Below are 9695 nucleotides of genomic sequence, written 5' to 3'. Positions count from 1 at the left end.
GACGACCCGTGGGGCTACGGGCGTTCGCTGGAGTGGGCGACCTCCTGCCCGCCGCCGCGGCACAACTTCCTCACCCTGCCGCGCATCCGCAGCGAGTCGCCCGCCTTCGACCTGCACCACTCCCCCGCCGCCGGCGCGGAGCGGGAGCTGACGCTCCGGTGACGGGCGAAGGCGTGCGCCCGGCGGCGGCCCGGGCGCTCATCAACGAGATCGAGGGGCACCTGCTGGTGGCCGCCACCCGCGAGGAGGGGCGGACGGCCGCCGCCCGTTTCTCCGCCTCCCTCTACCTGCTGACTGGGCATCAGCTCCGGCAGGTGGAGGACCGCTTCGAGGCCGAGTACCTCGCGCTCAGCCGCGCCTCCTGGCAGCGCACGGCCGAACGTGCCGGGCGGCTGCGCGCGGAGTACGAGGAGCGGTACCGGGCGCTGCGGCGGCGGTTGCTGGCCGGGTGCCTGCTGGGATGGTGCGCGGCCCTCGGATGGGTGGGCACGCTGCTCCTGGGACGGGCGTAGCCGGGCGGCGCCACGGCTCAGCGCCGGGGCAGCCTGTGCAGTTCCACGTCCGCGAGGCGGCCGCCGGCGACCGTCGCCGTCATGTAGGTGCAGTACGGCTGGCGGCGCCGGTCCGTCGGCGAGCCCGGGTTCAGCAGGCGCGGGCCGCCGGGCGCGGTGGTGTCCCACGGGATGTGGCTGTGTCCGAAGACGAGGACGTCCAGGCCGGGGAAGCGGGCGGCGCAGCGGGCCTCGCGACCCTGGGCCGCGCCCGTCTCGTGGACGACTCCGAAGCGCAGGCCGCCGAGGTCGGCGTACGCCACCTCGGGGAGGCGGGCGCGCAGTCCCGGTCCGTCGTTGTTGCCGTACACCGCGACGAGCCGTTGGCTGCGGCTCTCCAGCAGGTCGAGGGTGGCCGCGTCGACCCAGTCCCCCGCGTGCAGCACGACGTCGGCGCGCGGGATCTCCGCCAGCAGGGGTGCCGGCAGTTCCCTCGCCCGCTTGGGCAGGTGGGTGTCGGACATGAGGAGCAGACGCACGCCTCCAGGGTAGCAATCAACAGGTAAAACTGTGCAGTCTTAACTGGACAGTGTTGACTGTAGAAATTAGCGTGCCGGCATGGAGGCGAAAGGTCTCCGGCGTTCCAAGAAGCATCCGAAAGGCACCCCCTGATGGCCGTCACCACCCTCGACCCCCGCACCGCCCTCGTCGTGATCGACCTCCAGGCGGGCATCGTCGCCGCACCGACCGAGCCGTTCGCCGGGGCCGACGTCGTCGCCCGGAGCGTCGAGCTGGCGGACGCGTTCCGCGCCCGTGACCTGCCCGTGGTCCTGGTCCGGGTCTCCTTCGCCGCCGACGGGGCGGACGCCGTGCCCGGCCGCACGGAGGCCGGACCCGGCGGGGCCCGGCCCGAGGGCTGGGACGTCGTCGTCGACGAGCTGACCGGCCACCCCGGCGACCTCACCGTCACCAAGCGCAACTGGGGCGCCTTCCACGGCACCGGCCTCGACGTCCAGCTGCGCCGCCGCGGTATCACCCAGATCGTGCTGACCGGCATCGCCACCAGCATCGGCGTGGAGTCCACGGCCCGCGCCGCCCACGAGCACGGCTACCACGTCACGCTCGCCACCGACGCGATGAGCGACATGGACGCGCGGGCGCACCGCAACAGCGTCGAGCGGATCTTCCCGCGGCTCGGGGAGTCGGGCACGACGGCGGAGATCCTGGGGCTGCTGACCAAGGGCCACTGAGCCCCTCGGCGCGTCGGCCCCTCACCCCGCGCCGACGCGCCGCTTGAGCGGCTCCCACCAGGCCCGGTTGTCCCGGTACCAGGCGACGGTCCCGGCCAGCCCGGCCTCGAGGTCGCGGCGGGGACGGTAGCCCAGCTCGTCGCGGGCCTTGCCCCAGTCGACCGAGTAGCGCAGGTCGTGCCCCTTGCGGTCCTCGACGTGCACGACGCGGTCCCATCCGGCGCCGCAGGCGTCGAGGAGCAGCCCGGTGAGGTCGCGGTTGCTCAGCTCGGTGCCGCCGCCGATGTTGTAGACCTCGCCGGCCCGGCCCCGGGTCCGCACCAGGTCGACGCCCCGGCAGTGGTCGTCCACGTGCAGCCAGTCGCGTACGTTGCGCCCGTCGCCGTAGAGCGGCACGCTCAGCCCGTCCAGGAGGCGGGTGACGAACAGCGGCACGATCTTCTCGGGGAACTGGTGCGGGCCGTAGTTGTTCGAGCACCGGGTCACCCGTACGTCCAGGCCGTGGGTGCGGTGGTACGCGAGGGCCAGCATGTCGCCCGACGCCTTCGAGGCGGAGTAGGCGGAACTGGGCCGCAGCGGGTGCTCCTCGGTCGCCGAACCGGCGTCCACGGAGCCGTAGACCTCGTCGGTGGAGACGTGCACGAAGGGGCCCACGCCGTGCCTCAGGGCCGCGTCCAGCAGGGTCTGGGTGCCGACGACGTTGGTGAGGACGAAGTCCGCGGCGGCGTCGATCGAGCGGTCCACGTGCGACTCGGCGGCGAAGTGCACCACTTGGTCGGCGTCGGCCATCAGCTTGTCGACGAGTCCGGCGTCACGGATGTCCCCGTGCACGAAGTGCAGCCGGGGGTGGCCCACTTCGAGATTGGTGAGGGTGCCCGCGTACGTGAGGCCGTCCAGCACCGTGATGTGCGGCGCCCCGGGAGTCTCGGAGGCGAGGAGCGTCCGGACGTACCGGGAGCCGATGAAGCCGGCGGCGCCGGTGACCAGGAGGTGCATGAACGGTGCCTTGCTGCGGTCGGGATGCGGTGCGGGACGGTACCGACGTTACCCAGGTGCCCCGTGTGGTCCGCCGCCGGGCGGTCTCAGTCCTCGCCGCGCACGATGTTCGACTCCTGGCCCGTTCGCGGTGCGCGGGGAACTCCGCGGTCCTCGACGGCGGGTATGCAGGTGCGCATGGCACCCCTGGCGCGCAGCCGACGGGCCTTCGACCAGCCCGTCTCCGGCCTCCGGACGACGATGTGCTCGCTGGTGTCCGTTCTCACGGGGTTTCATCCTCCTTGGGTCCGTTGTCTACCTCCCTCGGGTCCCCGGGCACGACGCCGCGAAACACCGGGCGCACGGGCCACACAGCCGCCACGGGCCCGGTGTGGCGCGGGTCACCACTCGCGCGCGGCGTGCAGCAGGTGGTCCCGGACGAGGGGCACGTGCGGGTTGTCGAAGGCGCCGGGGCGGTGCACCAGGTAGGCGGTGTTGATCGGCGCGTCCTCGGGTTCGTCGAGCAGGGCGAGCGCGCCGGAGTCCAGTTCGGCGGCGCACAGGTACCGCGGCAGGACGCTGAAGCCGGACCCGGCGGCGACCATGGCGACGACCGCCCGCAGGTCGGGGACGGAGACGGCGGCACGGCAGGTCAGGCGCCGGCCGAAGACGTGGCGCCAGTAGCGGCGGACGATCGGGAGGTCCTCGGCATAGCTGATCAGGGGGACCTCGTGCAGGGCACCGGGCCCCTCGGCGGCGAGGGCGGGCCGCAGCCGGTCGGCCAGGGCCGGGGCGGCGACCAGGACGAACTCCTCGTCCGCCAGGGGCACCGCGGACAGTCCGCGGCCGCGCGGGCGGCTCGTGGCGATCACCAGGTCGTGCCGCCCGGCCCGCAGCTCGTCGAGGAGCGGGTCCGTCAGACCGGGACCCACCCGCAGCCGTACGCCGTCGGCGACCAGGCCGGAGAGCGCGGGCAGGGCGCGGGTGGAGAGCAGTTCGGCGGGTCCGGCCAGGTGAACCGGCCCGGGCCGGGTGCGGCCGTTCGGATCGTGCCCGGCGGCCGCCGCGAGCGCGTCGAGGGGCGCGGCGACCCGCGCGGCGAGTTCGTCGGCCACCGCGGTCGGGGCGACTCCGCGCGGCAGCCGCTCGAACAGTTCGCGGCCGGTCTGCCGCTCCAGGGCGCGCATCTGCGTGGTGACGGTCGGCTGGGACAGGCCGAGGAGCCGGGCCGCGGCCGTGAAGGACCTGGAGCGGTGGACCGCGAGGAAGGTCCGCAGCAGGTTGAGGTCGGGCGGCGCCGGGGCCGGGGGCGTGGCGCCGGCGGGGTCCGCCGCGGGGTCGCTGTGTCGCACCTCTGAACCCTACGGCGGTACGGCGGCACGCTGCCATAGGGATTCCTATGGCTGTCATCGGTCGTGGCATTGGCGATGCGCAGGTCTCGGGTCCTAGTTTCGGACGCAGCGCCGCGTACGACGGATCGCGGCCCGTCCTTCCGGGAGACCTCACATGTCGAAGATCCTCTTTGTCCTCACCGGCGCCGACCACTGGACGCTGGCCGACGGCACCCGGCACCCGACGGGCTTCTGGGCGGAGGAGGCCGTCGCCCCGTACGAGGCGTTCACGGCCGCCGGTCACGAGGTCGTCGTGGCCACGCCGGGCGGGGTCGTGCCGCCCGTCGACCGGGCGTCGCTGGCCCCCGAGGTCAACGGCGGCCAGGAGAACGCCGACCGGATCGCGCGCGCACTGGAGGGCTTCACGGAGCTGCGGCACCCGGTGAGCCTCTCCGACGTCCGGCTGCGGGACTACGCGGCGGTCTTCTACCCCGGCGGCCACGGCCCCATGGAGGACCTGGCCGTCGACGCCGACTCCGGCCGGCTGCTGACCGAGGCGCTACGTGCCGGGACCCCGCTCGGGGTGGTCTGCCACGGCCCGGCCGCGCTGCTGGCCGCCGTGGACGCCGAGGGGGCCAATGCCTTCGCGGGCCTGGAGGTGACGGCGTTCACCAACGAGGAGGAGACGCAGGGCGGTCTCGCGCAGCGGGCCTCGTGGCTGCTGGAGGACCGGCTCGGCCGGGCCGGGATCGTCGTCCGCGCGGCCGAGCCGTGGGCCCCGCACCTGGTCGCCGACCGGAACCTGGTCACCGGCCAGAACCCGGCGTCCGCCGCCCCGCTCGCCGAGGAGCTGCTGAAGCGGCTCGGCTGAAGCGGCCGGGGCGCTCACGGGTTCAGCGGGATCTCGCTCCAGACCAGCTTGCCCCCGCCGACCGGCAGCGTCCCCCACGCCGCCGACATCGCCTCGACCAGGAGGATGCCGCGTCCGCCCGTGGCCTCCCAGCCGATGCTGGTCGGCTTGACCGGCGTACGCGGTGAGGCGTCGGCCACCGCCACCCGCATCCGGCCGCCGATCAGGGCGAGGTCGAGCCGGACCCGGCCGTCGGTGTGCACCAGGGCGTTGGTGACCAGCTCGGAGACGATCAGGAGCACCGCGTCGATGCCGTCGTCGGGCACGCCCCAGGAGCGCAGGGTGCGGCGGGTGAAGCGGCGGGCGTGCCGCACGGCCTCCGGCAGCCGCCACACGGACCAGCTCTCCCGCAGCGGGCGCAGGGCCATGCCGTCGTAGCGCACCAGGAGCAGGGCGACGTCGTCGCTGCGCCGGGCGTTGCCGAGCAGCGCGTCGGCGACGAGCCCGAGGTGGGCGGGGTCCGACGCGGCCAGCGCGTGCGCGAAGCGGTCCATGCCCTCGTCGATGTCGGCGTAGGGGGACTCCACGAGCCCGTCGGTGGTGAGGGCGATCAGCGTGCCGGGCCGCAACCGCAGCGGGCTCATCGGGAAAGCGGCCTGCGTCACCACGCCGAGCGGTGGGCCGCCGGGCACCTCCGCGATGTCCGTGCTGCCGTCGGGGTGGCGCAGCACCGGCGGCAGATGACCGGCCCGGACGCACCAGGCCGAGCCCTCCTCCATGTCGAGGTCGACGTAGACGCAGGTGGCGAAGAGGTCGGTCTCCATGCCCGTCAGCAGCCGGTTGGCGCGGGAGACCACGACGTCCGGCGGGTGGCCCTCGACGGCGTAGGCGCGCAGGGCGGTGCGCATCTGGCCCATGAGGGTGGCCGCGCCGGCGCTGTGGCCCTGGACGTCGCCGATCACGAGGGCGACGTGGTGGTCGGGCAGCGGGATGACGTCGTACCAGTCGCCGCCCAGCTCGAGCCCGGCCGTGCTGGGCAGGTACCGGGCGACGGCGACCGCGCCGGGCAGCTTCGGCAGCCGGCGCGGCAGCAGCTGGCGCTGGAGCATGCCGACGAGTTCGTGCTCGGCGTCGAAGGCGCGGGCGCGGGTCAGGGCCTGTCCGGCGAGGCCGGCGGAGGCGGTGAGCAGGGCGCGTTCGTCGGGGCCGAAGTCGTGCGGGGTGTCCCAGCCGATCAGACAGGCGCCGGCCATGCGGCCGGCGGCGGGAAGCGGCAGCACGGCGAGGCCGCCGGGGCCGACGTCCGCGAGGGCGGGTTCCAGGTCGCCGGTGCCGGCGGGCCAGATCCGGGCGCGTCCCTCGCGCAGCGCGGCGGCGAGGGTGGGCATGGCCCGGACCGGCGCGTCCGGCCACTCGGTGCGCCACTCCAGCCGCCACAGCTCGGGCCAGGACTCCGGTTCGGGCGGGTCCAGGACGGTGACGACGAGCCGGTCGTTCTCCAGCTCGGCCAGGGCGATCCGGTCGGCGCGCAGCGGTCTGCGCAGGGCGGCGACCACGGCCTGGCCGACATCGCGGACGGTACCGGCGGTGGCCAGCGCGGCGGCGAGCCGCTGCACGCGGGCCACGTCGGTCACGTCCGGGCGGAGGGTGGATGCGTCGACGACGGTGCCGACCAGGCGGGTCGGACGCCCCTCGCCGCCGGGCAGCAGGCGTCCGCTCAGCCGGAGCCACTTCGGCGGGCCGGCCGGTTGCAGCACCCGGAACTCCAGCTCGCGGTCGCCGATGGTCATGTGGTCGGACTCGGTCACCGACATCAGGGACGGCAGGTCCTCCGGCACGGTGAGGCCCAGCAGCGTCTCCACCTTGCCGTCGAACTCGCCGGGGGCGAGCCCGAACAGGCGCAGGATGTCGTCGCCGACCTCGACGCGGCCGGTGTCCATCGCGAGGCTGAAGGACCCCGGCAGCAGTTCCTCGTCCTCCGCTGCCTCCTCGGCCTCGGCCGGGGCGGGGCAGGTCAGTGCCTCGGCGACCAGTTCGAGGCAGGCCCGGTCCTCCGCGTCGAACCCCTCGGGGCGCTCGGTCAGGGCGAGCAGGCAGCCGCCGCCGTCCCCACTCACCGGGAGGGTGGCGAGGGAGAAGCCGCTGGAGGGCACGTGCCGCGACTCGGCCGACCCGGCGAACTCCTCCGGGCCGATCCACACCGCCTCGCCGCCACGTTGGGCGTCGGCGACCGGGGAGCCGCCGGACGCCGGGTAGCTGTCCCGTACTCCGTACAGGGTCCGCGGCACACCGGCCGAGACGGACAGGCAGAGCAGCTCGGGGTCGTCGCCGGGGGTGTAGAGGGCGGCGAGTGAGGCGCCCGCGAAGACCAGCGCCTGTTCGAGGATCCGGCGAGGCCGCTCCTCCTGCTCCGGGCCGGACGCGATCGCCTTCAGGGCACCCTCGGCACGCAGCGTCCTCGATCCGCGTTCCGCAGCGCCCTGTCCGACCACCCCGCCATTACAGCGCTTACAGGACATCTGCGCAGCCCCTAGGGCTCAGGTAGCGGCGCTCAGGAGTCCGACGACGCGCGAAGGAGCGGTCCGGTCCTCCCGCCGGAGGTCCGGACCGCCCGTCGTTGTGCTGTCAGCCGGTCGAGCCGTCGTGGGCGCCCGTTTCGTCGTCGGAGCCGCCGAGGCCGCTGCCGGTACCGTCGCCCGCGTCACCGGCACCCGCGTCACCGGCACCCGCGTCGCCACCGGCCTGCTCGCCACCCGCCTCCTCTCCGCCGACGGCGTCGCCGCCCCCAGCCTCCTCGCCGCCGGCCTCTTCGCCGCCGGCCTGGTCGCCCGCGCCTCCCGCCGCGTCGCCGCCGAGGGTGGCGCCGACCGCCTCCAGGGCGGTGGTGACCGGCTGGAAGAAGGTCTCGCCGCCGACCGTGCAGTCACCGCTGCCGCCGGAGGTCAGGCCGATCGCCTGTCCGTCCTGGGTGAACAGGGACCCGCCGCTGTCGCCGGGCTCGGCGCAGACGTCGGTCTGTATGAGGCCCGTGACCGTGCCCTCGGGGTAGTTGACGGTGGCGTCCAGGCCGAGGACCTGCCCGTCCGCCAGTCCGGTCGTGCTGCCCATGCGGAAGACCTGCTGACCGACCGTCGCCTCGGCGGCCTGGCCGATCGCGAGGGTCTGGTCGCCGAGATTGACCTCGCTCGGCGCCTCGGTCGCCGGGTCGTCGTACTTGACGAGAGCGAAATCGCCCTCGCCCGGGAAGACCGCCTGGTCGACGGTGCCGATCGGCGCCCCGTCCTGGGCGTCGGACCACTGTTCGGTGGCGACCCCGCAGTGACCGGCCGTCAGGAAGGCCGGGGAGCCGTCGCCGGCGGTGACGTTGAAGCCGAGTGAGCAGCGCGCGCCGCCGCCGAAGATGGCGTCGCCGCCCGACACGAAGGTCCGGAAGGTGCCGGCGGACTTCTCCAGGGTGGCCATGCCGGAGCCGAGGCCCTGGACGGTGGACTCCAGCTTGTCCCACTTCTCGCCGGTGACGGTGGAGTCGGCGGTCACCAGGATCTTGTTGGTGCGGGGGTCGATCGCCCAGGAGGTGCCGGGGATGGTCGCCTCGGACTTCAGCGTCGACGCGCCGCCGCGCAGCTCGCCCATGCTGTTGTCGACCTCGCGGACGTCCGCGCCCGCCTTCTTCGCCTCCACGATGACCTGGTTGTTGTCACCGGGTACGACGTTCACCACGAGCTGCTGCTCGCCGGTGTCGTAGTACGAGCCGGCGAAGGCGTCGCCCAGCATCCCGGCGAGTTGCGAGGCGAGATCCGACGCGTCCGCCGCCTTGAGGGTCCTCGGCGCCGCCGCGGCGTCCGAAGACCCGCCGTCCTGCGAGGCGTTGGCGTTCGGGAGCAGGATGGCGGCCGCGCCGAGCGCCACCACACCGCCCGCCGCCATCGCGGCCCTGCGCTTCGGAATTCGCTTGTGACTCAACCTACTCGACCTCCTGGGACCGGGACCGTGCCGCGGTCCGGCAGCTGTTGGGGGGGCGCCCGGACGGCAGTTGGTACGCACGGACCCGGCGGGGCGTTCAGCCGGGCCCTCCCGCTCCGCCCGATCGGCACCCTCCGCGCCCGAGCGGACACGCACGGTGCCGATCACGGAGCGGAATCCCCGCTTCAGCGAATCTGCACATCGAATGCCCAACCCGGTCACCCCGGCTGGGGGATCTGCACAACCGCGCGGCACCGCCCACGCCTTTGGGGCGGGAGTGTCCCAATCGGCCCGGCGCGGGCAAGGGGTAGTGCGGGCCGATGTCGCCCGCCGTGTGAAGAAGTGGCCGCGAAGCCGTGCGCGCGCCTGCACCTTTGGGTGCCCCTTAGTCGCAAGAGCCCTGGTGGGAGGGGGTGAGTGATTGGAAGCCCGGACCGGCCGCGTGCTTTGATCCATCGCACCGCGGGAGCAGCGGACGCTCCGGAAACGGGCGTCCGGCACCTGCGGTCGCGGCCGTCATCTGTCCCCAGAGGGGGCCGCTCCCCCCTTGTGAAATGGCTATACGAAGGGAAGTTCCATCATGAACTCCACCCCCCAGGTTGAGACCGTCGAGATCTCGGACGCGGACCTCGACAACGTCTCCGGCGGCCTGAACGTGAACGCTGTCGGCACCGTCACCGGCCTGGTGGACGGCATTGCCCCGGTTTCCGGTCTGCTCAACACGGCCGTCGGCACCGTCGAGGGTGTCACCGGCCTGAACACCGCGCCGGTCACCGGCCTGGTCGCCGGTCTCTGATCGGGCCCCTGTGCCGCTGAGTCCCGGAGCCACCCAGGC

The 9695-nt window shown here is 74.0% G+C and carries 10 protein-coding genes; 4 read left to right on the top strand and 6 right to left on the bottom strand.

All coding sequences use genetic code 11. From position 1 onward, the window contains the following. The first annotated feature begins 158 nt into the window (after positions 1-158). A complete protein-coding gene (locus tag ACGF3J_RS33325; RefSeq protein ID WP_393855513.1) occupies positions 159-512 on the top strand; it encodes a hypothetical protein in 354 nt (117 codons plus the stop codon). 17 nt (positions 513-529) lie between these two features. Here the strand turns inward: ACGF3J_RS33325 and ACGF3J_RS33320 are convergent, their stop codons facing one another. Continuing rightward, the gene (locus ACGF3J_RS33320) at positions 530-1030 is read right to left on the bottom strand and encodes a metallophosphoesterase family protein (protein ID WP_393855512.1); all 501 of its coding nucleotides are present in this window, start codon (positions 1028-1030) and stop codon (positions 530-532) included. Between the two features lie 132 nt (positions 1031-1162). Between ACGF3J_RS33320 and ACGF3J_RS33315 the strand changes: the two genes are divergently transcribed. After that, on the top strand, positions 1163-1741 hold the full coding sequence (locus ACGF3J_RS33315; protein WP_393855511.1) for a hydrolase: 579 nt from the start codon (positions 1163-1165) through the stop codon (positions 1739-1741). 21 nt (positions 1742-1762) lie between these two features. On the opposite strand, the gene rfbB is transcribed toward ACGF3J_RS33315, so the two are convergent. The 3 genes from rfbB to ACGF3J_RS33300 all read right to left on the bottom strand — a co-directional run bounded on the left by rfbB (position 1763) and on the right by ACGF3J_RS33300 (position 4068). Next, complete coding sequence (rfbB, locus tag ACGF3J_RS33310) at positions 1763-2737, bottom strand: dTDP-glucose 4,6-dehydratase (RefSeq protein WP_393855510.1); 975 nt, start codon at positions 2735-2737, stop codon at positions 1763-1765. 86 nt (positions 2738-2823) lie between these two features. Continuing rightward, the gene (locus ACGF3J_RS33305; RefSeq protein WP_122615197.1) at positions 2824-3003 is read right to left on the bottom strand and encodes a hypothetical protein; all 180 of its coding nucleotides are present in this window, start codon (positions 3001-3003) and stop codon (positions 2824-2826) included. Positions 3004-3117: 114 nt separating this feature from the next. Continuing rightward, entirely contained in the window at positions 3118-4068 is a 951-nt protein-coding gene (locus tag ACGF3J_RS33300) for a LysR family transcriptional regulator (RefSeq protein ID WP_393855509.1), read from the bottom strand. Positions 4069-4222: 154 nt separating this feature from the next. Here ACGF3J_RS33300 and ACGF3J_RS33295 point away from each other — a divergent pair, with 154 nt between their 5' ends. Continuing rightward, on the top strand, positions 4223-4918 hold the full coding sequence (locus tag ACGF3J_RS33295; RefSeq protein ID WP_393855508.1) for a type 1 glutamine amidotransferase domain-containing protein: 696 nt from the start codon (positions 4223-4225) through the stop codon (positions 4916-4918). A 14-nt stretch (positions 4919-4932) separates the two neighbouring features. Here the strand turns inward: ACGF3J_RS33295 and ACGF3J_RS33290 are convergent, their stop codons facing one another. Next, on the bottom strand, positions 4933-7416 hold the full coding sequence (locus ACGF3J_RS33290; RefSeq protein WP_393855507.1) for a SpoIIE family protein phosphatase: 2484 nt from the start codon (positions 7414-7416) through the stop codon (positions 4933-4935). 106 nt (positions 7417-7522) lie between these two features. Continuing rightward, a complete protein-coding gene (locus ACGF3J_RS33285; protein ID WP_393855506.1) occupies positions 7523-8860 on the bottom strand; it encodes a S1 family peptidase in 1338 nt (445 codons plus the stop codon). A 580-nt stretch (positions 8861-9440) separates the two neighbouring features. On the opposite strand from ACGF3J_RS33285, the gene ACGF3J_RS33280 reads away from it, so the two are divergent. Continuing rightward, positions 9441-9656, top strand: coding sequence for a hypothetical protein (locus ACGF3J_RS33280; protein ID WP_003978108.1), 216 nt, complete (start codon positions 9441-9443; stop codon positions 9654-9656). Positions 9657-9695 lie beyond the last annotated feature (39 nt).

This window comes from Streptomyces sp. NPDC048171 (assembly GCF_043202655.1).
Lineage (GTDB): Bacteria > Actinomycetota > Actinomycetes > Streptomycetales > Streptomycetaceae > Streptomyces.
This window is presented reverse-complemented; position numbering and strand designations above follow the sequence as displayed.

Bases quoted from the DNA above. Each gene is read 5' to 3' on its own strand.
- ACGF3J_RS33295 (WP_393855508.1), top strand. From the start codon at position 4,223: ATGTCGAAGATCCTCTTTGTCCTCACCGGCGCCGACCACTGGACGCTG.
- rfbB (WP_393855510.1), bottom strand. From the start codon at position 2,737: ATGCACCTCCTGGTCACCGGCGCCGCCGGCTTCATCGGCTCCCGGTAC.
- ACGF3J_RS33280 (WP_003978108.1), top strand. From the start codon at position 9,441: ATGAACTCCACCCCCCAGGTTGAGACCGTCGAGATCTCGGACGCGGAC.
- ACGF3J_RS33290 (WP_393855507.1), bottom strand. From the start codon at position 7,416: ATGTCCTGTAAGCGCTGTAATGGCGGGGTGGTCGGACAGGGCGCTGCG.
- ACGF3J_RS33315 (WP_393855511.1), top strand. From the start codon at position 1,163: ATGGCCGTCACCACCCTCGACCCCCGCACCGCCCTCGTCGTGATCGAC.